Source organism: Cytophaga hutchinsonii ATCC 33406 (genome assembly GCF_000014145.1).
Taxonomy (GTDB): Bacteria; Bacteroidota; Bacteroidia; order Cytophagales; family Cytophagaceae; genus Cytophaga; species Cytophaga hutchinsonii.
Window position 1 is genome coordinate 1690611 of the sequence record NC_008255.1, and the last position, 25947, is coordinate 1716557.

At 38.3% G+C, this 25947-nt stretch carries 31 protein-coding genes; 5 read left to right on the forward strand and 26 right to left on the reverse strand.

What is annotated here, in order from left to right; genetic code table 11:
• The first annotated feature begins 296 nt into the window (after nt 1–296).
• From CHU_RS07100 to tatC, 4 genes are all read left to right on the forward strand, one after another.
• Nucleotides 297–1016, forward strand: a complete 720-nt coding sequence (locus tag CHU_RS07100) for a ferritin-like domain-containing protein (RefSeq protein ID WP_011584843.1) — start codon at nt 297–299, stop codon at nt 1014–1016.
• Between the two features lie 11 nt (nt 1017–1027).
• Nucleotides 1028–1825, forward strand: coding sequence for a ferritin-like domain-containing protein (locus CHU_RS07105; protein ID WP_041932252.1), 798 nt, complete (start codon nt 1028–1030; stop codon nt 1823–1825).
• 88 nt (nt 1826–1913) lie between these two features.
• Nucleotides 1914–2111: a Sec-independent protein translocase subunit TatA/TatB gene (locus CHU_RS07110; protein ID WP_011584845.1), complete on the forward strand. Its 198-nt coding sequence runs from the start codon at nt 1914–1916 to the stop codon at nt 2109–2111.
• Nucleotides 2112–2145: 34 nt separating this feature from the next.
• Entirely contained in the window at nt 2146–2976 is an 831-nt protein-coding gene (tatC, locus tag CHU_RS07115) for a twin-arginine translocase subunit TatC (protein ID WP_049755494.1), read from the forward strand.
• Between the two features lie 147 nt (nt 2977–3123).
• Here the strand turns inward: tatC and CHU_RS07120 are convergent, their stop codons facing one another.
• Nucleotides 3124–5484: a LamG-like jellyroll fold domain-containing protein gene (locus CHU_RS07120; protein WP_011584847.1), complete on the reverse strand. Its 2361-nt coding sequence runs from the start codon at nt 5482–5484 to the stop codon at nt 3124–3126.
• A gap of 1259 nt (nt 5485–6743) precedes the next feature.
• Between CHU_RS07120 and CHU_RS07125 the strand changes: the two genes are divergently transcribed.
• Complete coding sequence (locus CHU_RS07125) at nt 6744–7952, forward strand: site-specific integrase (protein WP_011584848.1); 1209 nt, start codon at nt 6744–6746, stop codon at nt 7950–7952.
• Nucleotides 7953–8011: 59 nt separating this feature from the next.
• Here CHU_RS07125 and CHU_RS18855 read toward each other — a convergent pair whose 3' ends face one another.
• From CHU_RS18855 to CHU_RS07245, 25 genes are all read right to left on the reverse strand, one after another.
• On the reverse strand, nt 8012–8341 hold the full coding sequence (locus CHU_RS18855) for a helix-turn-helix domain-containing protein (RefSeq protein WP_011584849.1): 330 nt from the start codon (nt 8339–8341) through the stop codon (nt 8012–8014).
• A 49-nt stretch (nt 8342–8390) separates the two neighbouring features.
• Nucleotides 8391–8897, reverse strand: a complete 507-nt coding sequence (locus tag CHU_RS07135; RefSeq protein ID WP_011584850.1) for a hypothetical protein — start codon at nt 8895–8897, stop codon at nt 8391–8393.
• 29 nt (nt 8898–8926) lie between these two features.
• Nucleotides 8927–10582 carry an ATP-dependent serine protease gene (locus CHU_RS07140; protein WP_011584851.1) on the reverse strand — a complete coding sequence of 552 codons (1656 nt, stop codon included), beginning with the start codon at nt 10580–10582 and terminating at the stop codon, nt 8927–8929.
• A 2-nt stretch (nt 10583–10584) separates the two neighbouring features.
• Nucleotides 10585–14808: a DEAD/DEAH box helicase gene (locus CHU_RS07145; RefSeq protein WP_072356013.1), complete on the reverse strand. Its 4224-nt coding sequence runs from the start codon at nt 14806–14808 to the stop codon at nt 10585–10587.
• Between the two features lie 2 nt (nt 14809–14810).
• On the reverse strand, nt 14811–15023 hold the full coding sequence (locus CHU_RS07150) for a hypothetical protein (RefSeq protein ID WP_041932253.1): 213 nt from the start codon (nt 15021–15023) through the stop codon (nt 14811–14813).
• 7 nt (nt 15024–15030) lie between these two features.
• Nucleotides 15031–15789 (reverse strand): Eco57I restriction-modification methylase domain-containing protein, encoded by a 759-nt coding sequence (locus CHU_RS07155; protein WP_143144108.1) that lies wholly within the window; start codon nt 15787–15789, stop codon nt 15031–15033.
• Between the two features lie 2 nt (nt 15790–15791).
• On the reverse strand, nt 15792–16052 hold the full coding sequence (locus tag CHU_RS07160; protein WP_011584855.1) for a hypothetical protein: 261 nt from the start codon (nt 16050–16052) through the stop codon (nt 15792–15794).
• Between the two features lie 24 nt (nt 16053–16076).
• Entirely contained in the window at nt 16077–16448 is a 372-nt protein-coding gene (locus tag CHU_RS07165) for a hypothetical protein (protein ID WP_011584856.1), read from the reverse strand.
• Nucleotides 16445–17110, reverse strand: coding sequence for a hypothetical protein (locus CHU_RS07170; protein ID WP_011584857.1), 666 nt, complete (start codon nt 17108–17110; stop codon nt 16445–16447). Before CHU_RS07170 ends, CHU_RS07165 begins: the two co-directional genes overlap by 4 nt.
• A gap of 70 nt (nt 17111–17180) precedes the next feature.
• Nucleotides 17181–17693, reverse strand: a complete 513-nt coding sequence (locus tag CHU_RS07175; RefSeq protein WP_011584858.1) for a glycoside hydrolase family 73 protein — start codon at nt 17691–17693, stop codon at nt 17181–17183.
• A 16-nt stretch (nt 17694–17709) separates the two neighbouring features.
• On the reverse strand, nt 17710–18636 hold the full coding sequence (locus CHU_RS07180) for a peptidoglycan-binding domain-containing protein (RefSeq protein ID WP_011584859.1): 927 nt from the start codon (nt 18634–18636) through the stop codon (nt 17710–17712).
• Nucleotides 18636–19079, reverse strand: a complete 444-nt coding sequence (locus CHU_RS07185; RefSeq protein ID WP_011584860.1) for a hypothetical protein — start codon at nt 19077–19079, stop codon at nt 18636–18638. Before CHU_RS07185 ends, CHU_RS07180 begins: the two co-directional genes overlap by 1 nt.
• Nucleotides 19080–19095: 16 nt before the next feature.
• On the reverse strand, nt 19096–19281 hold the full coding sequence (locus tag CHU_RS07190; protein ID WP_011584861.1) for a hypothetical protein: 186 nt from the start codon (nt 19279–19281) through the stop codon (nt 19096–19098).
• Nucleotides 19282–19286: 5 nt separating this feature from the next.
• Nucleotides 19287–20075 (reverse strand): hypothetical protein, encoded by a 789-nt coding sequence (locus CHU_RS07195; RefSeq protein WP_041932254.1) that lies wholly within the window; start codon nt 20073–20075, stop codon nt 19287–19289.
• Between the two features lie 5 nt (nt 20076–20080).
• Nucleotides 20081–20392, reverse strand: coding sequence for a hypothetical protein (locus tag CHU_RS07200; RefSeq protein WP_011584863.1), 312 nt, complete (start codon nt 20390–20392; stop codon nt 20081–20083).
• Nucleotides 20393–20403: 11 nt separating this feature from the next.
• Complete coding sequence (locus tag CHU_RS07205; protein WP_011584864.1) at nt 20404–20694, reverse strand: hypothetical protein; 291 nt, start codon at nt 20692–20694, stop codon at nt 20404–20406.
• A complete protein-coding gene (locus tag CHU_RS19540) occupies nt 20682–20837 on the reverse strand; it encodes a hypothetical protein (protein WP_177254168.1) in 156 nt (51 codons plus the stop codon). Before CHU_RS19540 ends, CHU_RS07205 begins: the two co-directional genes overlap by 13 nt.
• A complete protein-coding gene (locus tag CHU_RS07210) occupies nt 20834–21217 on the reverse strand; it encodes a hypothetical protein (protein WP_049755497.1) in 384 nt (127 codons plus the stop codon). The genes CHU_RS19540 and CHU_RS07210 overlap by 4 nt, the downstream gene beginning before the upstream one ends.
• Nucleotides 21218–21282: 65 nt before the next feature.
• Entirely contained in the window at nt 21283–22008 is a 726-nt protein-coding gene (locus CHU_RS07215) for a hypothetical protein (protein WP_041932255.1), read from the reverse strand.
• A gap of 84 nt (nt 22009–22092) precedes the next feature.
• Nucleotides 22093–22677, reverse strand: a complete 585-nt coding sequence (locus tag CHU_RS07220) for a hypothetical protein (protein ID WP_011584868.1) — start codon at nt 22675–22677, stop codon at nt 22093–22095.
• Between the two features lies 1 nt (nt 22678).
• The gene (locus CHU_RS07225; protein ID WP_011584869.1) at nt 22679–24340 is read right to left on the reverse strand and encodes a hypothetical protein; all 1662 of its coding nucleotides are present in this window, start codon (nt 24338–24340) and stop codon (nt 22679–22681) included.
• Between the two features lie 68 nt (nt 24341–24408).
• The gene (locus tag CHU_RS07230; protein ID WP_041932256.1) at nt 24409–24894 is read right to left on the reverse strand and encodes an LEA type 2 family protein; all 486 of its coding nucleotides are present in this window, start codon (nt 24892–24894) and stop codon (nt 24409–24411) included.
• Nucleotides 24887–25114, reverse strand: coding sequence for a hypothetical protein (locus tag CHU_RS07235; RefSeq protein WP_011584871.1), 228 nt, complete (start codon nt 25112–25114; stop codon nt 24887–24889). Before CHU_RS07235 ends, CHU_RS07230 begins: the two co-directional genes overlap by 8 nt.
• Before the next feature lie 78 nt (nt 25115–25192).
• Nucleotides 25193–25690, reverse strand: coding sequence for a hypothetical protein (locus CHU_RS07240; RefSeq protein WP_041932257.1), 498 nt, complete (start codon nt 25688–25690; stop codon nt 25193–25195).
• A complete protein-coding gene (locus tag CHU_RS07245; RefSeq protein ID WP_011584873.1) occupies nt 25671–25907 on the reverse strand; it encodes a hypothetical protein in 237 nt (78 codons plus the stop codon). The genes CHU_RS07240 and CHU_RS07245 overlap by 20 nt, the downstream gene beginning before the upstream one ends.
• Nucleotides 25908–25947: the final 40 nt, after the last annotated feature.

Sequence of the window (25947 nt, forward strand, 5' to 3'; positions counted from 1 at the left end):
GAAAATGTCTGGTTAAAGAAATTTAGCCAGACATTTTTTTATTTATAAAACTCATACAATTATGGCTTTTTGGGTCAGAAGCTATTTTTGTTTTTATATTCCGGATGTTTTAAAATACCTTTTCTGAATAATTAATTAAAAAAATAAAATAATTTCAAGTCATTGAATTTTAACGACTTGAAATTATTTTAATGTTTTTTTTGAATCGTTGAAATCCATTTAGTGGTGTAAGGTAGTATGTTATTTTAAATAATTCCAAGGGAACTTTATTTAAACACAAAACAACAACCAACCACATGCAAAACACTACAGAGAAAAACCAGATCAGTGATCTTGGTAAAAATCGCAGAATGTTTCTGAAAACAGCAGGAGCAACTGCTGTAGCTTCGGCTATTCTTATTTCATGTAAGAAGAAGGATGATGATGATCCGGCTCCTTCTGATATGGGTGTAAATCTGGGAAGCGGGGATACCGGGATTTTAAATTATGCGTATGCACTGGAACAGCTGGAAGCAGCTTTTTACATCCAGGTAGTAGCAAACAGTAAGTTTACAACAATTTTTTCTGCATCCGAGCAGCAGTTGTTGAAAGACATCAAAGCACATGAAATTGTGCACAGAGATTTTTTAAAAGCTGCACTTTCAACAAGTGCTATCCAGGATCTTGAGGTTAATTTTTCAAGCATTGATTTTGGTAACAGAGCAAGCGTATTAGGTACGGCTAAAGCGTTTGAAGATCTGGGTGTATCGGCCTATAATGGGGCTGGCCAATTGATCTCTAATACAGCCAACGGCCTTGTATACCTTGGTCTGGCTGGGAAAATTGTTTCTGTTGAAGCGAGACATGCCGCTGCAATCAGAGATTTGTTAAATCCTAAATCAGCAGATTTCTCCGGAGACGATGTTGTAGATGCTACAACAGGTCTTGATGGTGCAAAAACGCCAGCTCAGGTTCTTGCTATTGCAGGAACATACATCAAGACAAAAATCAATGCAAGTAATTTACCAACCGCTTAAACAAAACTGTTATGAACTTATTAAAAATTATAGACGATCTTCAATTAGAAAAAATTGATCAGGAAGAATTTCTTAAGCCAGCCTTAAGAAGAGGTTTGTTTAAGAAGGCGAGTGATTTCAGCTTAAAAGCTGCCCTTACTTCGTTACCATTTGCATTGTTTGCTATGCCACGCATTGTTCAGGCAAGTACACAGGCAAATACACAATCGGTAACAGATACATTGAATTATGCATTAACACTTGAATATCTGGAAGAGGCTTTTTATGTACAGGGGTTAGCTAAATCAGGTTTGATTGACAGTGCAGATATGACAATTTTTAATCAGATCAAAAAACATGAATCAGCGCATGTTGTTTTCCTGAAAAATGTATTAGGGAGTGCCGCTAATCCTTCTCCAGCATTTGATTTTGGTACCGCCTTTGATAGCTATGCAAATTTTCTTGCAACTGCGCAGGCATTGGAAGATACAGGTGTTAGAGCATATAAGGGTCAGGCAGGTAATCTTATAACAAATAAAGTAGCCTTAACAGCAGCGTTACAGATCCATTCCGTAGAGGCACGTCACGCATCAGAAGTGCGCAGGCTTAGAATGCTGAATGGCTGGATCGGTGTGGGTGAAGCAGGCGCTACGTATGGAGCCGGTGAGGATGCAAATTTCCCTGCAGAAAGTAATCTAACCCAGGGTGGTGTTGATCTGTCTATTTTGGCTTCAGCTGATGTTACGATGACAAATATCGCAGAAGCATTTGATGAACCATTGGATAAAAATACCGTGTTCGGTATTGCACAAGGGTTTATTGTAAGTTAATCAATACGCAGCAGGTTGCTGGTAATACAGCACCTGCTGCGTATTATAACTCATCACAGTTTTATATATCACATTAAATTATACAGGTATGTTAGGTAGCGTATTATTGATCATGGGCCTTGGAGGCGGAGAGATTGCACTCATTATGTTTGCAGTCGTGTTATTGTTCGGAGCAAAAAAAATACCTGAACTGGCAAAAGGCTTAGGGCAGGGGATAAGAGAATTTAAAGATGCTTCTTCTGAAGTGAAAAGTGAAATAAATAAATCAATAGAGAAGGACGTTTAGTTCTTCTCTTCATTTTATATCAAACCACACGACCATGTTTCTGCTTAATCTGTTGGGGAAATCATTTGTTAAAGATCATTCAGCTGAATTTTCTGTATTAGATCACATAGAAGAATTAAGATGGAGACTTATACGCGCTGTAGTAATCATTCTGGTTTTTACAGTTGTAGCGTTTATTTACATGCCGTACATTTTTCATACGATTATTCTTGCACACGCTTATCCGGATTTCTGGACATACAGAATGCTGTGCAGGATCGATAACAGCTTATGTGTGGATACATTAAACTTTACCTTGTTAAGCAGGGAAATGTCGGGCCAGTTTACCATTCATTTAAAGTCGGCATTTATTGTGGGATTCATTGCAGGGTTTCCATTTATTGTATGGGAGATCTGGAAATACATAAAACCTGCTTTACACAAAAATGAGATTAACGTAAGTTTTAAAGTAGTTTCTGTTGTGCCGTTTTTGTTTATCATAGGAATTCTTTTCGGGTATTTTATACTGGCGCCTTTATCCGTTAATTTTTTAGCAAACTACAACATCGATGCAGCTATTCAGAATCAGTTTGATATTACTTCGTATGTTTCAACCGTAACCATTATGGTACTGGTATGCGGATTGATTTTTCAATTGCCCGTACTGGTTTATTTTCTGGCAATGGCTGGCATTCTAACACCGGAATTTATGCGGAAGTATCGCCGGGTGGCAATCATCCTGGTATTTATTATTGCCGGAATTATTACACCATCACCGGATATTATGAGCCAGCTGATTGTTGCCATTCCGATTTATCTGTTATATGAGATCAGTATTTATACGGCTGCAAGTATCAGTAAGAAACGAAAGATGCAGGAAGTATAATTTATTCAGGTTAAATAGCGACATAACTGATGCAGTTATATCCGACAGTTCATCTGAAAAATCCATTAAAAAAAGAGTCACGCATATAGCGTGACTCTTTTTTTAATGGATGCATTCCATTGGCAGATTGATAAACAGTGTATTCAATTATTGAATAACTATTTTTTCTGCCGTGTTATCCAGCTTAAGAATGTAAAGTCCTTGTAAAAGATTAGATACGTCCATTTTATCCGTATTCGTTCCTTTGCGAACCACTACACCTTCACTGTTAATCAACGTGAATTCAGAAGCAGTTTTACCAAAGTATACAAGGCCCGATGTTACCGGATTCGGGTAGATAGTGAAAGCCGTTTCTCCATATTCCTGAATACCTAAACCATCGTCGGGTGCATTATCAGCCATTGACATATTATCACCTGTACGGTAATTGTTGTTGTTACAGGTATAGCTCACCCAGGCAGGATCAGCAGCTTCCGTTGCTGAAGTTGTACCCAACGTTGCACTAGAGCTGCCGGCTGCACTGTTAAGCAATGACTGGCCTTGTCCTTCATTCATTTTCCAGTTTCCTATAAGACCTGGTTCATTTCCTGCCAATAGAGAAGAATAATTGGCAGCAATTTCTGAGGAAGATCTAGCAACATTCCAGATACGGACATCATGCAGCATCCCTTTAAAATACGTGTTGCCAGGTGACGCGGCATCCACTCCGATATTTAACGGACCGGTACTTTGTATATTCCTTGTTGCATACCCAACCGTGTAAGAACTCATTAATACACCATCCTGATAAAAACTCATTACATCGGCATTTCTGGTAATGGCTATGTGGTGACATTTGTTATCTCTTAAGTCAGCGCAGTTACCGCATTCCCAGTTACCAGTGCTGCCACCCATCTGGATAAAAGGTTTTCCGGAGCTGAACAATCCGAAAAGGAAACCATCAGATCCCGATGTACGTAACGACATGATCTGCGGAAAAGAAACCTGAGCATTTGATGCATTTATCCAGGCTTCCATGGTAAAGTTTCCTGTTCCTAAATTAAATGCCGGGCTGTTTGGTACCTGTGCATACGTTGTTCCGCTGAACTGCAGAGCCGGATGGGCAATATTGATTGTACCTGTTTTCGTAATAGCTGTTCCGCATGTTCCCGCAGCAGGTGTAATGGTAAGCGAGTATGTTCCTGTTTTGGCAGAAGTGAAATTTTTGATGTTGCATACATTCGTTGGTACACCATTAAACACTGCTCCCGGAACAGACCAGGTATACGTAACATTATTCTGTGCCGGCACACTGATTGTAGTTGCAGCGGCATTACCGGACAATGCAGGAAGCGTAAAATCTGCAATCCTGTTTTGTACGTTCATAACCTTTGTAAATGTTTTCGGAGGAAAGCTTCCGTCGGTAGATGTTACTGTTACATTTACATTCTTTGCCCCCTGGCTGTTAAAGGTAACCTGTGTGCTTGGGCCGGTAGCGGGGCTTGCAGAACCATCCTGTACAGACCAGCTGTAGTTTGCGTTTGCTACAGTCGGAAGACTCATTGTTATTGTTTGTCCGCAGCTAGGCGTACTTGTTGTATAACTGAAATTAAAATAATCAAGCATATGGCCGGTACTTAGTGTAACATACGTCCAGTTGCTCCAGTTGTTTGAGCTTACATCACCATTGGGCTTAATAAGCTGGTAGTTTCTGGTGAAACCATAGGTATGCGTACCTGGAACAGCCGTAAGTAAAGGTACATTTAAATCAAAATCAGAATCGGTTGTGTTTGTGCCGTTACATAATTTGTTACCATAAATTACTTCAATCGGTGCACCGCCATCTACAGACATCCACCAGATAAATCTGCGGCACCATCCGGTAGAGGTTGAACCTTCATAGCTGCCGGGAATGTTACATACTTTAACCTGTACATTTGGAGAAAGACTGTAATAACTTTGTGTTCCGTTTACACTGTTTGAACCCGACGCTGGTCTTCCCAGATTATTTTTGCAAACATAATTAACAGGTTCGTTGTAGGTGACTCTGTAACCTGAGTACGTAGATGCTTTACCATCACATTTGTACGAACACTGGGGTGTTGCACTTGAAAATGATATTGCCTGCACAACTACAGTATACGTTCCGGTTGTTGCCGGGATGGTGATGTTTATAGAACTGCCGTGACCTGGCAATAAATTTGAAGCCACATTTTGATAACCAGCCGGAAGTGGATTGTCAATCGTTCCTTTTACAAGATACCAATTCCATAAAATCACGCATTCCGTGATTTCGTATTCACTGGAAAGATCAACTAAGCCCTGTGGAAATATAGAAGATCTTGCTTTAAAATTATATGTCTGTCCAAAATTGATACTTGTAGGTCCTTCAGAAATAATTGTTTTAGTTGTAGGGTCAGATGGACTTGGGCCGATAGATGCAACCCACCCGCTTCCTTGTCCTTGTGAATAGCTAAGCTGGCAAAATACTGTAATCGCAGCTAGTAGTAAAAGTAGTTTAAGTTTCATTTGTACTTAATTTATAGGGTTGATGATTGAAAAATAAACGGAGGTCCGTTTATGTGTGTTGTGATTTTGTTATGCCAAATCGATGCATGTTGTACAGGTAAAAAGTCAGCTCACTGACAACAATAAGTTGTGTGTAGGTTTACATAGGCGATGTTATTTGATAGTTAAAAGATGTGTTACGCGGTAGTTTATAAAAAATATAGTTTGTGATAAAAATATCGCTGTACGTTTTATTTAAAATGCTTCATAAACAGACTTGTTTGCATCTGCTTAAAAAATATTTCATTTTTTTCGACAACAAATGTTTATAAAAAGCAACACTGTTTAAAACTACCGGTACAAAACAACACATGAAAACTGTATTGGCAAAAAAAATAATGTTATTTTTTTACGAAATTACTATGTAGTCCAGATTTAGTAATGATTGGAAATCAGAGTATTGTTAACATATGTTAAAATTAAAGGATCTAACATTTGATATAATTTTAGATCATTCAATTGTTTCCGTTCCTGTTTTGATATCAGTGAATGCGGGAACGTATATATCGTTTTAAAAATGAACGTATATATCGTTTTAAAAATTACTGATTTGCATGATCGGTTTCCTCAGCAGAGAAATAGCATTCAGAATTTTTATTTCTGAAAAGTAAAATCCTGCATAAAAGTTTAAAGTTGGAATTGCTGGAATATTTCAAATGACACGACATGTCTTAAAAAATCAAATGCTGTATTTTATTTACGCGTGATTCTTATGATAAAGATGACAGTAAGTTTTACATACATTCATAAAAAACATTGTAAAAATTAATTAAATGGGTTAGTGAGTAAATGAAATCGTTTTACAATACTAAATTGTTTTATAAAAATGAATGGATTAACAATAAATAATAGCATGTCTTTTTATTACAATTAATTAGCGATTGAATTGTGTGGAGATGCACTACTAATTCAACTTTAAAGCAACTGTTTTGAAAATAATACTTAAGGATGCGCACTATTTAATCAGTACTCAATAAAACTGAAAAGTCTCTAAAACAAAAAAGCCTTAGATTTCTCTAAGGCTTTTCGCGGAATTGACGGGACTCGAACCCGCGACCTCCTGCGTGACAGGCATGAGATATTACTTTTTTTAATTTTATCATTGTTTATTAATTAATTGATAATGAGTAAATAAACAGTTTATACCTTATCATCATATTTGGTTATTTATCAATTTTTATTACTTTTGTTTTACCTATGTTTTACCTAAATACATTGATATGGCATCTGTAAAAGTATTTTTAGCTAAAAATAAGCAGCTTAAAAATGGAGAATATCCGGTATGGATTCGGATAATAATTGATAGAAAAACTAAATACAGTTCTTTAGGAATAAGTACAAAGTTAGAATGGTGGGATGAGAATAAATGTATTCCCAATAAAAAGAACCCTAATAAATTTGAGTTAGAAACACTCATCAGCAAAAAGATTGCTGAAGTAAAGAAGGCAATTATGGAGTCTGAAATTGAAAACAAAAGTTATTCAGCAGACGAAATTATTGCCACAACAAAAAAGAGTAAAAATAAAATAACAGTTCTTAAATTTTATGATGAAGTAATTGAACGTTTCAAAAAAGCTAATAAAATTGGAAATGCAGCTGTGTATAGAGATTCAAGAAAGGCATTATTCAAATTTAGAAAAGGAAAAGATTTATTCTTTCATGAGCTTGATCCTGGCATGTTAAACAAATTAGAAGAATATTTATTGGGTAATGATGTTAGTGAAAACTCCATAAGTGTCTATATAAGGACATTGCGTTCATTATATAATAAAGCTATAATAGAAGGCTATGTGAAAAAAGATTGCTACCCTTTCGATGTATATAAGATTAGTAAGCTAGATACTAAAACTAAAAAAAGAGCTATTACAAAAGATTTAATGCAACGTATCATTGACTTGAAAATTGATGAAGATACAAATGAATGGCATAGTAAAAATTATTTTTTATTTAGTTACTATAACATGGGTATGAACATTTCAGATATTGCTATTCTGAAAAATGCCAACATTGAAAACGGAAGATTGAAGTTTAAAAGAATGAAAACAGGTAAGGAATATAATATTAAACTGCTAAAACCTGCAATAGAAATTTTGAATTATTATTTGGAACATCAACTATCAAAATATATTTTCCCAATTCTTAACGATAAAGTTCACATAAACCAAAACCAAATACATAATAGAATAAAGAAGGTGACAAAGCAAATTAATTCAGGATTGAAGGTAATTGCTAAGTCATGCGACATAGATGTTAAATTAACCACCTACGTTGCCAGACATTCATGGGCTACTATTTTGAAAAAAAGCGGGGTGTCAACTTCTGTGATAAGTGAAGCAATGAAGCATGATACAGAAAAGACAACTCAGATTTATTTGGATAGCTTTGAGAACGATATTATCGATGATGCTAATGAAAAAATATTGGGTTAATTATATAGTCTTATTTAAAAAAATCCCAACTATTAACTAGTTGGGATTTTTTTAAATAATTACAATTTAATATTACCGTTTAGTTTAAATTCCTTATTTAACTCAGCCAACGACTTTTTCTTCCCCTCGTCCAGCCACTCCTCTAATTCATTTTTTTTGAAATAGAGTTTCTTTCCTCGTTTGATAAAGGGAATCAATCTTTTGGAAGTAAATCCATAAATTGTTTGAGGTGCAAGCTTTAAAAATTCTGAAGCTTCCTTAAGTGAAAGCAGCAATGTGCTACTTTCGTTGTGTTTAATTTCACTTTTTTCTGACAATATTTTACGAACAGAATCCTCAATTAAAAAGATTAATTCGTCGTGAGTGGTAACTATTATTTTATCTCTCATAATTAGGATACGAATTTAGATGCATAGCAATGCAGTTGAGATTAAAATTTTATTTGCCTTTATCTTTACCCAATTCTTTAATCTTCTTAAACTCATCTGAATTCTTGAAACGTTGCCAGTCGAATGCCTGTGGTCTTGTGTCATGCTCACCTTTAGAGCTACCAAAGTAGTAACTGAAAATGTCTTTGGCAATTGCACCTGCCATACCTGTAAGGTTTCCAATGATAAAGCTTTCTTCTGCATTCATTTCACCAAGGCCATTGGATAGGAGATAACCCATCATTGCAAAGAAACCAATCACACCTACATATGCTAAAATGTTTTGTGTGAAATTTCTTGATCCTACTTTAGCAGTCTCAATTTCACGGTTGCGAGCAGAATCACGGTCTTTGACTTCCATCCTTAAGATGGTCTGTTCATGCTCATTGAGCATTTGTTCGAACATGATGTGTAATTTTGCTTTTTCTTCTTTAGAAGTAACTACTTCATCAATGATGTCTTTTGCACTTTCAAGTATTTTTCCGCTTGTAAATAATCCTTTTATCAGTTCCCACATATCTATCGTTCTTTAGAATTAAAACTTATTTAAGCTGCTTCATCATATTCGAAGATGTCCATTTCTCCGCCCTGGTTAAACCTGCCGTATTGAACAGCATGACCTTTCTCCGGTACTTCAATAACAATATCTACGTCGTGTTGAAAATCATTTCTTCCTTTGAAGTTCCCGTCTTTACGGACATGGAATACATAGATGAAAGAAATAAGCGGATATTGTTTTTCAAGAGCTGTCAGACCTTCCGGTGACAAACCAAGCTTGCTCACGCTATCCAGGAATATGAAATTGTAAGCTGAAAGATCTTTGGGCATAGTGCCTGTTAAGAACAGGTTCGGATCTGCTACGCCTTTTTCTCGTACCTTATTTTGAAGGGTAATAAATAGATCCTCTTCACTTGCTACATACAACACTTTCCCATGATTCTTTGCTAAGTATCCGGCAAAGTCCATACACAGATACGACTTACCAAACTTAGGCTTTCCATAGATCATCGCTGAAAATCCTGGAGAAGGATCACCAATCAGATCAAGCCATTTGCCTTTAAAGCCGATGGTATCAAATTTTAGATTTACAAAGTCCATGCTGCTCATGATCTCACTTGGGCTATCGTCTGTCCCAGCTAGACCACATCCACATCCATCAACAATACCCATCAAACCGTTTAACTCAGTTTTAGAAATACTGACGATCTTATCTTTACCAGTGATGTAATTCTTTACCGTCTTAATTGCTACTTTGAGTCTGTCAAGATATGGATCGGTCGGTTCAACTTTTGCGCTGCTGATTGCTTTCTCTGCCTGTCTTACAAAACTTTCTGCCTTGGTCTTTTCAATCTCTTTTGACTGCATGCCGATGTATCGTTTCAGATAAGCAATGGAGGCGTAAACGATTTCACCTCCAGCGATAGCAGTGAGTTTACTCAGCAAACTATTATCCAATTTAATGTCTGCTCCTCCGCTGGTTTCTGTTGCTTTTGCTAGCTTTATAAGCCTGTCTTGCACAATACCAATTTCAGAAGCATAGGTTGAATCTTTATTAATGAGCCTATGTGTAATTGCTTTTTGCAGTCTTAATAATAGGCTTCTGATTTGAGCATGTGTTTTCTGTTTGTTATTGAAAGCGACAAAGCTTTTAATGAATTTTACATCTTCACTTGTATTTTCTACTTGATTTGCATCGCTGCTGGCTTGTGTGTTTTTAGTTTGAGTAGGAGCAACGTCAATAGAAATTTCATCTTCATTTACTGTTTTGATGGAATCTTTTGTATTGATTGTAAATGAGTATTCAACCTTAGGAGCTTGTACTCCTTGACCAGGAATAAAATTTCCGGATTTGATCGTAAATATTTTATTGATTACGGCCTTTTCACCCGTTGTTTTTAATGTGATGTTTTGACCTACAAAATATTTATCTGACTTAATAGATGAGACTTTGTTTTTTACAGGAGCTGCAGGCTTGGCTTTGGGCTCGGCCTTGACAGCTTTTTTATTTACTGCAAGCAGCTTTGAAAGCTCCTTAAAATAAAGCTCTGTACTTTCCTTAATATCGCCATCTTCTAAAACGCTCCAGTCTGTAAAGTCATTTGTGCCTTCCTTTAAATCATTATGGAAATTCTTTAAAAGTACTGGAAGATTACTAATGCCGATTTGCTCAATGCTTTCTATATAGTTATGGATCGTAATCATTTTCAGGCAGCGTTTTGTAGAGTCAGTTTTAATTTCAGTGCTTTGGCTTTTAGCTTTAATTTCCGCTTTCGAAGATCATTGTCATTAATATGAGTAATAACACGTTCTTTATCAGGAAGAATGCAGCTGTCAGAAGCTACATCCATGGACTTATAAGAGAGCAGGTAATTTAGTCTTGCAAACTCTGCCGCTCTTTCCTCTACTGTAGCACCATTTACTGCCATTGCTGATTTTTTTTGAATGGCTTCTCTTTTCAAGGTTTCAAAGAATTCATCCGATTCAGCATGACTGATTTCCGCTTCAATAGCTCCCTGATCTCTTTTGTAAGCACCAATAATTTCCTGTATGTTATCGTTGATCGTAAATCCCTTTTGTGATAGGATTGTTTTTTCAGCTTTCTTAACATTGGACAGGTACTGCTTGTATTCAGAGAACAGATAATGGTTGCGTGTATCAACAGGATAGATGCCTTTTAAAAGAATTCGTCCCAGGCGTAACAGTTCTTTATCTGTTTGAGTTGAAGATTCAAGAAACATTTCAATAGCGAGCATCGTTTCTCTTACTTCTTCTTTTACAGCGTCGATCTCTTTAGCCGTGTAACGCTGATAGCTGAATTGAGTGAATTCAATTTCAGATAATCTAACTTTTGCTTTACCTAAATGCTCAACTGCTTGCTGGCGTAAAACAAAGAAACGCCTAAGGATAATATCAAAGCGTGCTAATGTATCAAGGCTACCGTTCACAATGTTTAGCCTACGTTCCATTTCTGCTTTGAGTATTTTCCGCTTCATGTTTGCGATGACTTCAATGTCTGTGATCAATGCAAACTTTACTTCCTCTGGATCTAACGCTTCTAAGTCAAGTACATTACCTCTGTCGCCTCTATACCAGATGTCATTGATCCGGCTGGTTTTTTCTTCCAACTTTTGAAAGACAAACACGTCCATACTATCCTGCACCAGTGGCATCACAGATCGGATATAACCGAACTCATTTCCTTGGCGCCAGATACGTCCTTCGAGCTGCCGTATATCGGTCGGATTCCAGTCTGGATAACAATTATAGATGACAGTTCCTTTACGCTGCAAATCAATACCTTCACGAATCGTAGCCGTGCCAATTATAATCTTTACGGCACCATCAAGAAACGCTTCCTTGATGTTTTCTTTTCTAGCCTGACTCATTTCAGAAGTAATGATCTCCACTTCGTCTAAAGCAATGCGGTTCCATTTTACTCCTTTTTTATAGCCGGTTTCTTTTTCTAAATATTCCTTAATGAATGCAAAGAAGCTCTTACCACGGTTCAAATAAATAACCTGACCGGATACTTCCTGCTTACGTTCTTCATGCCATTGTTTTACTGAAGCAATACATTCAAGAACGTATTTAATTTTTGGCGATTCATCTACAAACTCCTTGTAATCTGCGGGAGTATCTGCATATAGAAAAGGACTTAATGCATTATCAAGGCTAAAGTTCAAGGCACGGAATATTGCAGACATATTTAGCTGTCCGTTTGTTGCACTCTTTGCTAGAGCAGTAATTTCGTTTTGGTTTTGACGTTGAAGCGGAGTCATAGCAAGGTAGGTGAGTACCTGTTGCGCTGGTGGAAGTCGCTTCACCTTACCGTTCTCATATGTATTGATGCGTGGCAGGTTAATTTTGCAAGGACGTTTCACGCCTGCTTCTTCTCCGGTCTTATAATTGATATGATTGTAGATCAGCTTTTGAAGAAGCATGCGGTTGTTAAAGGATTTAACCGTATCCTTTGGCACAATCTCTTCCTTGTAATTGACTACATACTCAGTGCGCTCCAGCACAAACAATTCAAAGAAAGTATGAATGTTATAGATGCCTAGTTTCTTCATGCTTTCATATGCAACCAGGGAAAGCATGGAATAAATTTCAAGCGGACTATTGGTAAAAGGTGTAGCTGTTAAAAGCATTACGTTTCTTCCATAAGTACGCTGGATATAGTTGCACAGAAAGAAAGCCTTAATACCAGTTTCACTTACAGCACCTGTTATGCCAAATCGTTTCTTACCGTCTTCGTCTGCCTTTACGCCTTCAAAGATGTTCTTGCATCTATGCGCCTCATCTATTACGATGTAATCAATGCCAAGCGTGTCTATATCAGCTTCCGTCCCTTTTAATCCAACACCAATCTTTTCACGGTATTTTTGATAATCAATTTCTTTGTCACGAGCGGACTTTTCACTGGACTGGTATAAAACATTTGTCAGCTCGACAAACATCTGATCCATGACCTTTTCTGAAAAGCCAATCTTTTTAAATCCTTCATAGGTAAGAATGGTTATCGTTTTAGCCTTGATCTTTTTAGTCAGGTCAAGATTTTTCAATAAATCTGTTCCAAGATTGTACCACTCATTGAGTTCAATGCCAGTGTTTGATAGAACACCGGGAATAAATTCTTTGCTGGCAGGATCAGTATAGCCGATAATTTCTTTGATCCATTTTCCATATGTGGGATTGGGTACAACAATTAGTGGACGCACCGCTTTGCCGCTGTATATAGCTTGTGCCAAAGCTATGATGGCTGTCATAGTTTTACCAACGCCAACATCATAAGCTACGATACCACTCCCTACAGCTTCCATAAAAGCTACACCTTCACGCTGGGCAGGAGTGAAGTGAAGATTGAACTGCTTAAATTTAGCAGAACACTCAAAGCCAATCGGTATTCTGTGATAGGCAATAGAAGATTGTCCATTATAAATTCTGTTCCAGGATAGGTTTAGTTTTTCCTGGTCTGTAAATGTTAGTCCTTCAAATAGAAAGCGACTGAACAATTCTTCACCCTCATTACGGGCGTTTGCTCTAAGCTCTTTGCGTTGTTCTTCAGAAAGATCCTTATCTATGATTTTTTTGCTTTGAACATGGTACGTCCAAATATCAAAAGCTGTAGAAGTTTTGAACTGTTCTCTGGAAAGGCTTTGTAAGTAAAAATAAAACGCACCCGTTAATGTGTGTCCATGATCTCTTGGTTCTAGCTCAATACCTGTTTCCTCTTTTAGATCATGAATTATAAATTCATCAGCAAAACCTGAAATCGAAAGTATTTTAGGACGCATCTTTTCGTCTGCATTAAAGATGCTTAATAGCTCTGGTTTAGCTTTTACTATAATTTCTTCATGACTGCTATAAACCTGTGCTCCGTAAGTTGAAATAATGTAATCTTTATCTTTTTTAAGTTCCAATTCACGATCATACATATTACCATACGCATAAATTGGGTATGGCATAAGGTCACCCTGATGATAGAACAGAACACCTTTTTTTACAAGGGCATCTAACGAAGCTGGATCTGTTTTAATGGATGTCTTATCAATACGAATATCTTTTTCAGCTACATATTGCTTGTCGCCATTGATAGCTGTGAAAATGATGTATACAACACCTGCATATTCATTTTTAAACCGTGTTGGTTTTCCTAAAAATATATTAGCACCCACTTCGGCTATGTCTCTGAAATGATTGTCTTTAATTAGAGTTGCTTTAACGGTGTAAACCATTTCACCTGCCTGTCCGGTGTCTGCTAAGAAATACTTTTCCCAGCCTTTCATTGTTATGCCTAAGCTGCGCTTATACCAAACCCATGCAATGATTTCATCTTCTGAGATGCCTTTATTGTAAAGCGAAACTACCTCTTCAAAGGAGAGTTTATCGGAAGCAGTATATGTTTTTTCCTGACGTGAATCTTCAACAGCCTTTTTGAGTACTTCAAGATTGGAAGTAATTTCCTGTTGTACAAGCTCACCAAGATCCTCTAAGCCTGATAAGTCATTCCAGTCAGAGGAGAGATCTGACTGGAATGACTTTTTGAACAGAAGGGCTTTTTCTTTTAAGGACATAGTTACTTTCGGTGTAATGGATTCATGGATCGTTCGGATAACATCTTCCTTGCTTCCATTAATGGTTAAGGGAAATTGAATTGATGTAGAAGTGATTTCTTTTCCTGCTATCTTTTCCGGATGCAGATTGAACCAGGTGTTGTATCGGCACAGTTCGCTAAACCTTAGCGGTTCATTTGATACAGAGTGTGATTCCAACCAATCTTCTACTAGGGCTATTTCATTGTAGGAAGCAGGCAACACACCGTTACGGAACAGTACATGATCCATCTCGTTCTTGCCTTCGCCGCCTGTTTTAGAAAGAGCAGCTAATACTTCTAATCTAGCTCTATAGTAAGCGGGGCTATTTTTCATTATCAGATTAATTCAGCTTCAATGTTGCTGATAGCTGCACCAATGGTAATTTGATCGTAGATTAAAATAAATATGATCATACTTTCAATTTTGCGATAGCCTTCAGGTGTTTGGAGCAAAGCAAATACTTTAGGTGTGCCGCCTTCGGTGCATTGGCTTAAATGTTTTCTTATTTCAGCACGTACAGACTGTTCAACTTCTTTTTTTTCTTCCATAGCCTTGTTACTTTTTTCGTAAAACAATAATATCTACCGGAACCTGTGAGGACTTAAAAACAGGAGGCAAGCGGTAAGCATCTTCTATAACAGCTATCTTTTCAATCTCCAGCTTAGCCTTATCATAGGTATTTCCATTTCGAAGGAAATTTGATGAGATTACATATATCAAAAGCCCGCCTGACTTTAATAGTAAAAGTCCGTAGTAGATAAAGAACATCTCAATCTGGGCCATTGCAGGACTTGGAAAATAAGAGCTGTAAGCATTCTTGTATTTTCCGTAAGGCGGGTTTCCAATTACAAGGCTAAAGGGATATTCTTTGATCCATGTAATTCCTTTCTGAATGCGCTTAGTAAATCGAGGTGCTTCAAGAAATGCTGTTTCAAAGAAGCCTTTATGAATGATTGCGTTTGGATAGGTGAGCCTTGCAATTTCCGCTGATACCGCATTAATTTCAAATCCTACACATGTAGCCTCTTTGGGAGCGTACTTCAGCATTCTGCCCGTTGCAATAGAGGGCTCCAGAATATTTCCTCCATCATAGCCAAATCTTTTGGCAAGTTCCCAGAGCAGTTCTACTACATAATCCGGTGTATAGAATTCATGTAAAAGACCTTCACCTGTTGCCCCTTTAGATGCTTGTCCTCCTGAACCTTCATAAGTTTGAATGAATTCAATTTCTTCAGGACTTAATGTCTTTTCAGAAAGTTTATTTTCTAAAAGAAATTGTTCAATACGTTTATTTAAAGAAACTTGATCTTTCATTTTCAAACAATAATATCACGTTCAGGATAACTGATATGATACATATTATCACGCATTGCTTGTACAATAATTGTTTCAACAAATGGATCGCTTGTAAGTTGTGATAGCTCTCTAGTTAAATGGCTTTGCGTATGATCTGTATAATCCACGCAAGCAAAACCGGATTGCAGCTTGCCTTCATAGCGGAAATTGAATATTATATTGACGCAATTTTTAGCGGTGTTAAGTGTTAAAGAAGAAATGCAGTATATCGGATCGTTCATAGTTTATATTTTATTTTGGTACACTTACCCGAAATATTGAATGCGTAATGTGTGTACTTTGTTTTCTTCTATTCCTATTGCCTGAAAGTGCGCTAAATTATGTTCTCCCTTAACCTGATACATTGCAAGATCCCCTAAAGGGATTCCGCTAAAAGCAGTAGGACGAAGGTTTTCTAAATCAAACTCTCTAAAGCGGATAACCTTTGATTTATCAGATGTACTCGGATCAGCTTCTACAACAATAACTGCATAAACTGCTTTGACAGGATAGCTTAGACCCATCGCATATGTACTGTAGATTGAGAGATCTTCATATCCAATGCAGTCACCGCCTGTAAGCAGTGCGTAGAGAAGCTCATTTGTTACACTGTGATAGGGTGGACGTGGAATTTTCATTTGCTCTTTCCTTTAAAGATCATTCCCAGTACTGCGGTAGCTAGCATCGAAGCTGCTATTGCTAATCGTTTCAGAGTAATCTTTCTGATTGCTCTGAAATCAATTAGTGTATAGGTAAATACATTTCCGTAAAGGCTTTTATGCTTTTCACAAAGTTTGATGAACTGGTTAAAGTCCTCGGCACTTTGAAAGACCTGGCATCCGGCTGAATATTTATCAATGAGCAATGTTTTTCCTTTGCTGGCTGCATGATGAATGTTGATTCCAAATACTCCAGTTTCGAGTTTGCCATTTTGAAAATCAAGGACCGTATTACGGTCGTAATCCCGCATAACGATTACTGGTTTCTTTTCAACGAGTGCAGTATACTTACCTTGATGCAGACCTATTGAATAAGCATTTTCATACTGACCTTCTTTTAGAATCGCAGTACCTTGGGGATAAGAAGGATTTTTAAGCCAGAATGTTCCTGGATCGGTTGTAGCCTTGTATACATGATAGTTCCATTTACGCTTATCGGTTTTATAGAACACATGAATCTCATCATCAAACGCATTAGCCTTTGTCTGTTTAGAGCGCAGACCAACAATGTTTAATTCGTATGGTCTTGTGAACAGCTTATAAATCCTTCTTTTTAAAATCCCTCTTATCCTTGACAGCACGTTTATTCTCCTTTCCTATGTTCATTCAAGTAATATAATCCACCTATGCTAACCCCCAGAGCAACGGCTATTAAGCTACCATGGAGGATGAGTCGTTTTTTCTTGCTATCTCATCGAGCTCCTTCAGATTATACATTTTAATGAGCGCCTTAATAAGGTTTGCATATTTTGGATCAGTAGCATAGCCTGCACGCTGTAAAGCTTCAGCTTGTGCTTCGGGTGTTTGAGACAGGAATACACCTGCTTTTGTGTAAGTAGGATTTTTTAAAAGAAATGTATTACGGTCTTTGAAGGAGTTTGCAGCATGATCGTACACTCGGAAAAAGTCGCCAATCATTACACTGCTATTTTTAATAACTTCACGGGTCTTTAAGTTTACCTTTTTACCTTTCCAGCTTCTATCCGCCTTTACACCAAAGTGGTTGTTGAATTCCTTTGCGAGCATACTGGCACCTGGCTGACCGTACTTATTTGAACTTTCCAAGATTGCCTGCGCCATCATAACCGATGGGAACAGTCCTGTTCCTGATACTGAATCAATAACTATAGCTTTAAATTTTTCAATGTATTCTTCTCTTGTCATAGCTCTTGTTGTTTTGTTAAACATATTTTACATGTCCGGTTGGAACACTGAATTGACCGCCATCTATAGATCGGAATGCTGTCATGCCATTTTTGATGCTTGTCTGTTCTCCGAGTATGGTATTGCGATTCACAGAAATACGATTGCCGTTTGGAGCAAGCACATAGGTATCAATTATTGTTATCAAATCATTATACCCGCTGAAACCAGAAAGGCTCCATTTACCTGCGGTATCCTGCTTTAAGCCAATGCGTTTAAACTCAGCTTTGATCTGATCTTTTGCGAATTGATTATTCGGGAACGCTTCATCCAGCAGATACGTGACAATAGACTTTGATACAGAAAAGATCTGAGAGCCTACAAAAGAGCTGTTAGCAGCGGAGTAATCGGCAGTTGTATTTAACTGCTGCAATACTGTCATCACGCCATCAAAGTTTTTCCCTGTTGCATAGATGTAAAGCTTGCTGCCAAGGCTCTGTGGAGTCTGTACAGGCAATGGTATAAAGCGGTCTTTAGCTGCTATGCTATTAAATGTGTCTTCGTTCACAGTAACAGGCAAGCCTGCAGCTTTCAATGCTTTTTGAGTTCCGCTTCCAAATATGCCGTCAATCTTTGTGTATTGTTCCAGTACTTTTGCGCCTAAAACATTTTGCAATGCCTGTTGCAATTGCGTTACCCGTGAACCCCTGCTTCCAAGCTTCAAAGGAAAAGAATCCGAAGCACTGGCTAATCGTTTTACTGGTGCAGTACTGTCTGCAACACTAATGGTTAGATTCGTATCACTTGCATTGACATAATTTTGCTTTTTTTGCAAGAGTTGCTTTCCGGTAAAGTATACAGCTCCGCCAATAGCCAGTACACCTACGCCATACAGAAATGCTCTTTCAGGAGTTATGCTGGATTTGGCTTTTCGTTTTTGCTGTGGTCTTTTTCGTATTGGCATCACTTTGCGTTTTTACTGCTTAATAATCGTATTACGGTATTGTAATCATCACTTGATAGCTCATCTTCCAGATCACTGTTCAGGCTTTTGCCATACAGATCTGCATATGCTTTCTGCACTTTTTGATAAAAGGCTTTAGAAGGAATCTGATTGAAGACCTGCAATACTTGATTTTCATTGGTTCCCCATCCAAACCAGGTATCGTTGTCAAATGCCATTTTCAACTGCTTGGCATAGGTTGCAGGATTACCTTCCTGAAGGCTTTTCTTTTCAACGTTATTGGCTTTTGATTTTTTGTAGAAATGTCTGCCTGCAAGAAATACGCCCGAAGCCGTTGCAAGTCCAAGCGTTGAATAAATGACAATTGTTTTGAAGTCTTCTATACTGGAATGAGCGGGACTGCTTGCATAACTTCTTGAAGTACGCTTTCTTCTTTTCTTCATTCCTTTGTAGCATCGTTTACAGGCCTAATGCCTGCTTGGCAAAGGCAACTTTAGAAGGTTCTCTTTCCACTACTTCAGCCAAGCGTTTCAGTTCGTTTACTTTAAAATGCTTGGTTAATACAAGCGCATAGCGAAGCTTATCCGATGCTTCGGCTTGTGACGCTCCCTGAACGGGTACGTCATTAAATTTATGTGTAGCCATTGGTGTTAGTTGTTTAAATGATTAATGACTTCATCAAGCTTATAAGGGCTGATCGCTAGCAGATCAATGATCTGCATGAGCTTATCAAACTTGTCTCCCTGAAAATGACTTCTTATGTGCTTTACAAACGTGCGGGCTTCTTCAGACTCCGTATCTGTTGCGGACTCTGCACTAGAAAAGGAGATGTCACTTCCTGGGGCGGGTTCATTACTTCTGGATTTGTCAGTAGGTTCCAACAGACCTGATAGCCCTGGAATCTTGTCTGCGATCTGCGGGTTTTGTTTTACTATACCTGATACAAGAGACGAACCAAATTGACCAAGAAAACCGTGAAGCGGTGACTGTGCACTTTTAACTTCCAGTAATTCTTTCTCCAGCTTACTAATATCCTCTTCGAGTTCCTGGGCATAAATTTTCCATTCTTCAGAATCTTTTTTAAGCTGTTCAAACTCCCAGTCTTTTTTTGCTTTGTTAACATGCTCCTGAATTTTATTATCAATATCAATTCCACTAAGGCCGGCTTCCTTGGGCTCTTCCTGCATAGTAAAAATATGCTTGTCGTTGTTGTTGGATGTACCCTGATAGAAAAGGATTTCTATGGAACGGGTATCTGCATTGACAAAGTTTTCAAAGAGCGGAAACAACTCAGGATTATCAGTTCTTCTAACAGCCTTAAAGCCATCGATCAATATTTCATAATCAATGGGCTGCCCCATGTCATGATACATCTTCAGATAGTCAAAGAGCTTATCTATTTTTTCCTGCGTGTATTTTTCTTTTCCAATGATTGCCATAGGTATTAATTAATAATAATGACCTGAATGAATTTGATGCGCTTATTGTCTGTATTCGGATTTGTGATAATTATCTCTCCACGGTGCTGATGTGAATTATCATATACATAGCTTCCTGTTGAATCATACAATCCATAACCGGATTCTATTTTTATTCCGTTCGGATCACCAGATATAAACCATAATTCGTTGTAGGCAGGAACTATGATTTTCGCATTCGCTTTTATGGAAACATCCCTGTAACGTATATGATAATTGTGATAACCCAGCTGTCTGATCCGTTCAGGTATAATGGATAGAATAAATGGCTCACTCATTGTTTCAAGTTTTAAGATTCCTCATCTGTTTCATATTCTACATATATTCTGAGTGTATACTGATAAGGGTAGTGATCTCCTTTAAACCATCCATAGATAACCGATGTATCTCCATCCACTGTCACTGGCGTCATAGCTGGTACCTTTCCGTTGTAAATGGAATACTGTTCTATATTAAACGGTTCAGGTATATGGGTAGTGATACGGTCATTCCCATCGTAACCATCCATGAATACATCCTCTGCAAGGAAAACATCTGTATTGTCGAGTGCCTGAAAATAGATAGTGCCTAATCGATCCATAACTTCAAAGTAGTAGTAACCATCATTCCTGTTACACGCTTGGCATTTGCTGGAAGTTTGATTTCAAAAGGAAGTGAAGAGGTAGGTTCATCAATTTCTAACCGGAGAATCATTACCTTCTTTTTTGTTTTTATCTCACTCATGCCAGTTCGCACATTAAATACATATTCACTTCGTAAGCACTGAAAACAGTAGTGGAGTTTTCCGAATCCTTGTATGAAATTTTTACTTCCCCGTTACCAGCTATTACTCCATCGCCTAAGTCCGCATACTTTTGATCGGGCGGCACACTGATACCGGACATCAAAAGTTTTGCCTCATAATCATCAGGAAATAATTCTTCTCCGTTAACCGAGATTTTCTGCGAACCTCTGAAGAAAAGCAAATCGGGCTTGTTACTGCTCATAAGGATTCCTCTGACAAGCTTTATGTTTTTATCCAGGTCAAACTTTTTAGAGTAGGTGGTAATCGGTGTATCTACAATAAAGCTGTATCGCTTTTTAACAAACTTCTTATCTTCCATCACAATTGATTTGGCTTTGTTATAAAAACATGCGGATGAATTTCATCCGCATGTACCCACATATATTATGGGATAGTAATGGTACCATGCAGACCTCCAAACAATACAGTATTCGGATCAATCCCGTTTACTGTGCCAAGGTCTATTTCCCATTCGATGTCCACATCATCATGGATTAGGCGAGGGTTCGCCAGCTTGTAGTAACCTTTGGTTACGTTGTGGAAGTCATTGGTTTTAAACACGTAGTTTGAAATCGAGTCCACGATGTTTTTCTTATTGGCTTTCAGCGTAAACTCTCCGCTAGCTAGTGCGCCAATGTTGTCAATGGTATTGAAGGCCGTTGCTTTCAAATCATCCGTTGCCAGTGATGCTGCTACGCCTTGTAAAAGGATCACACCGGATACAAGCAATGCCGAATTCTTAGGGAGTCTGCCTTGAGACAGTGTACGAAGACCAATTTCTTTCACGTCCTGGCTTTCCATCATCTTTACTGTCTTTGCACCATTGATCGGTTTAATGGTGTAGACTACTGTATCAGCCAAGCGCAGCTTGCCAGAAAGCAAACCTTCCTTAATTGTTTTAGGAAGTTCAGCAAAGAACTTTTCCATTTCTGCCCGTGAGCCTTGGGAGCCGACAGTTTTTTTATTTAGCTTTTGAAGTACCCGCTGTCTGGATACTACATCCAGTGCATTTAGATAGCCAAGCAATTCGCTATCTACATCGTCGAGTCCCATTAAATCGCCTGCATTCCCGTACTCTGATTTTGCAAGCATTCCTAACGCATCCAGCATGTGTGTATAGTTTAAATTATTGACAATAGTTTAGTGTTCAGCGCAGTTTTGCCTGCGCTGTTAATGAATTAGATTCCAATAGTCTTAGAAGTTTCGCTCTGTGAAATCAGGCTCTCCGAATGTGCCGTTAACAGGGTTGTTCATCTGGGCAATCTGTTCCTGTATGCGGTCGAGCTCTCTTGTATCAAGCTTACCGGATCCTTGCGTATATGGATTGATGAAATAGGTTACATCGTCTTCGCCACTTAACCCGTTTGTACCTTCTGAAGACTTAAGCATAAGTTTGCTTGCAAGTGTCTGAAAATAGTTCTTCGTGTTTTCCTTGATAGAAGCAATACTGACGCCTTCCATTTCTTCATCGGAAATCCCATTGGTAGCATCACCCATTGGTTTTGGAACTGTGCTTAAAAACATTCCTGCACCAAGGCTGGTAGCATACATGTTTTTCTTCCATGCTCCGAGCCCCGCAATTGCTAAGCCTCCCAGACCTGAGTATTTGCCGAGTGCTGCGCCAATAATTGTACCTCCAAAGAATGAAAGCACTGCAACACCAATTTCTTTTCTTGAAACTTCTTTTGTAAGGACTAGTGGGGCAGAAGCGGAGGAAGTTCTTCGTGTCCGTGTTCTTGATCGGGAAGTTGTGCGTTTTCTTTTCTTAGCCTTTGCCATATTATCTGATTCTTACTGCCTTAAATGTTTTTTTCTTACGTGTCTTGCGTGTGACTTTTCTTTTAGGCTTTCGCTTCACTTTACGTCTTGAACTGATTCCACTAAAACCTGAGAAACTCTCATTCTTTTTTTTAGTCAGCAGGTAAATTCCTGTTCCGATACCTGCTACCACAAGGGCTGTGGGTATTGGATTCTGCTTGATCCATGCTCCGGCTTTACTAAAAAAGCCTGGCGGCGGTGCTGAAGGGTCTATCGTTGCCGGAAGCTGTGAAGCATAAGCAGCGCTTGGTGCAAGTTCTTTCATTGCTGTAGGTGTTAATGTCATTGCCTGAATGTCTCCATCTTCCGTAAAGGTTACATTTGAGGGATTGACTGCTGCTCCCGGATCCGTATCCTGTTCGCTGTTGAAGCTTTCTGCTTCTTTACCTCCTTTAGGAAACAGATTCTTTACTTGTTTTAAGGCAGCAGCGAGTGCTGCCATGGTAGACATTGCAGCTGCAATGGCAGAACCTGTAGCAGGATCACCAAGCTGTCCCAAATTGCCTGTGCCGTTGATGATGTCGTATTCATCCTGATCGGCATATACTTCGCCTAAACCAAACAAACCGCTTAAAGGAACTTTCTTATCTCTGTTGCCATGTCCGTTAAGGATAGCTTTTTTTAAGTTTTCCTTTTTACCTCCAGCCTGATAAAAGATTGTTTCTGCCTTCTCTCTAACTTTTCGCACTTTTTCAAGTACAGATAGATCCATTCCCATCTGGCGTCCCTGGTCATTGCTTAAATAACCGTAGCGTAATTTCTTTGCTACGTTCAAAAGGTTAATCTTCATGGCTATCAAAAAGCCATTGCGAAGCAGGATTGTTGCAGGGTTGGCAACCTTGTTAATGGTTCGTATTACTTTCCCCGCTGTGTCGCCAACCTTCTTGACTGTCTTTTTCAGCCACTGTCCGATCTTTCCAAGATCTTCCTCATCGTACACAGAGGCAAAGTCTTTTGCATCTACAGAATTGGGAACATCATATCTTTCCTCTTCTTCCAAACCGTCCAGATAATCTAGTCTCATCTTTGCATCAAAATCTTTAAATTCCAAATAAGGTTGTTCATCATCGTATGCATTCTTCACGCAGTCAATAACGATGTAATCGTTTCGGTTGCGAAGCTCGTAATTAAGCTTCCCGTCTTTAGGAACGACAACATAAATGTGCTGCCACCTGGGTATTTCTCCGTTTCGCTTTGGATATTTTGTAATCCTGTATTTATGGGCGATAGGAGGGTTCATAGCAAGCAGCGTGCTTGATACGATGCTTGTAAAGCAATCACAGTCTACACCAACTTCTCCGTCACTATTATATTTGTTCCGGTCGTGCCACACTCTGCGTGGACTTCGAATCTGCTCAATACCTTCCTCATCTTTTTTATAAGGAATGTGTTCATATAGAAAGTGCCAGAGTTTAGCGCATGTTTCATCCAGGCTTCTGCCTTTTACAAACTGTGCAAGCTTTTTAGTTTGCCAGGTCGTTTTGGGAATATTCTCCTGTATGAAACTTACCGTGTCTGATACGTCGGCACTTTTTTTAACGATAATATCTTTTCCGGTTGCAGGGGGAAACAGATAATCGTATTCCTTTCCGCTTCTTACCTTTCTTACTGCATCTGCTTCCATTCTACTTCACGATTTCTATGCATGTACACTAATAGCGATTATGCTGTTTCCTTGCTTGCCGGATATTTTCAGGTAACCTGTTTTTGAGAGCCAATGCTAATATTTTGTGTTTTTGAAAATGGTATTGTATCATTTAGTGTGCTTACTATCTTTATGATCAGGTCAAACTTTCCTGTACTTCGGTATTCTTTAAGCAAGGCTGGAACACTGCTTGCAAGGCTCATGAATGATAAATTGATGTAAATAGGATCAAGTATTTGTTTTGCAAATTTTGCCAGATCAAAGTTTTGGTCTTTTACCTCCGAGCTGCCAAGCGTAGTATCGCTGTATAGCAGTTTTACAAACGGATACTTTACATTAATGCTTCCGCCTGTTGGATTTTTTAAGGTTACATCAATACGGATAGTAAGTCCGCTTAATGTCACCTTATGAATAGCTGCTTTATTTTCTACTTCCAGTTCTGCTGAAAGCCTGCTTAGATTGAATAAGTATGCTGCGCCTGCAAGACCTGCTGTTCCAAGCATACCAAAGAGTACATGCTTGCCCTTAATCATTTTCCTGGTTGTTTTTATTGTTTTGGTTATCCTTATTTTTCATGCGGATTTTAAGTGCCTCATGAACCTGGCTAAAGATGAGCCAGATCAAACCGCCAGCAATTGCTTTTACAGAGTAATTGATTAGGCTTGGGAAGTCTACTGCTGCAAGGATACTTAAGATTGCTCCCAGTAAGAAAACCGATAATTGGTTTGAGTTATGATCAGTGCCTGCGTTCATCTTAGCTTTTCGTTTTATTGATGAATCAAAGGTATGCTGAACTTTTATACTGCTTCTCGTGCTTTCCCTTACTCTGCACTAGGCTACCTTACTTTGCTTTGGATTCCCTTGCTCTATCTCGCTTTCCGTTGCATCTGTTATTGTATAGGGAAGATCAATGTGTTCAATAATTGCTTCAATTTGCGGAATCAGATAATAGCCACCGATCAAATCACCAATCTGTTCTTTAAAAGGTGCCAGCCATCTGCGCATTGTTGTCGGGTGCTTGTTATACATCGCACAAAGCTCTTTAAATTTATAAGGACGCACTTCAAAAGGCTTACTCATCATTTTCTTTTCACCATCAGAAAGATCACAGTCTATATCATAGATGAAGTAGGGGAAGCCAAGCGTATCCTTAATTGCTTCAACCTGACGAATCTTAAAGTACAATCCATCAAGGCTGATTTTAACTTCAAAAAGCATCATCCATTTGCGCAAAGTCTTAGCATCTACTTTGTAGATTTCAACCAGCTCTTTGAACTTGTACTCCCGTACTGTAAAAAGTTTTTTGGTTTTATATTTCTGTAATGTCATAGTGGTTGAAATAATCATTGTCCTCATCCAGTTCGCTGTCCAACTTCAAAAGAGCTTCTACTTCGCTTTCGTTATCTTTGATAAGCTTACAGAGTGCATCTTCTGCTTTAAATAATTCCTGTAATAAACCGTGATCGTCGGGGTTTTCCTTTAGCTGACTGGTTAACTCTTCGATACGTGTAACAGCCTGAATGTATTTTTCATCTTTCTTTCTCATAGTAGTAAGCGTTTATGTCTGACATGTTTTGTTGTTTTGT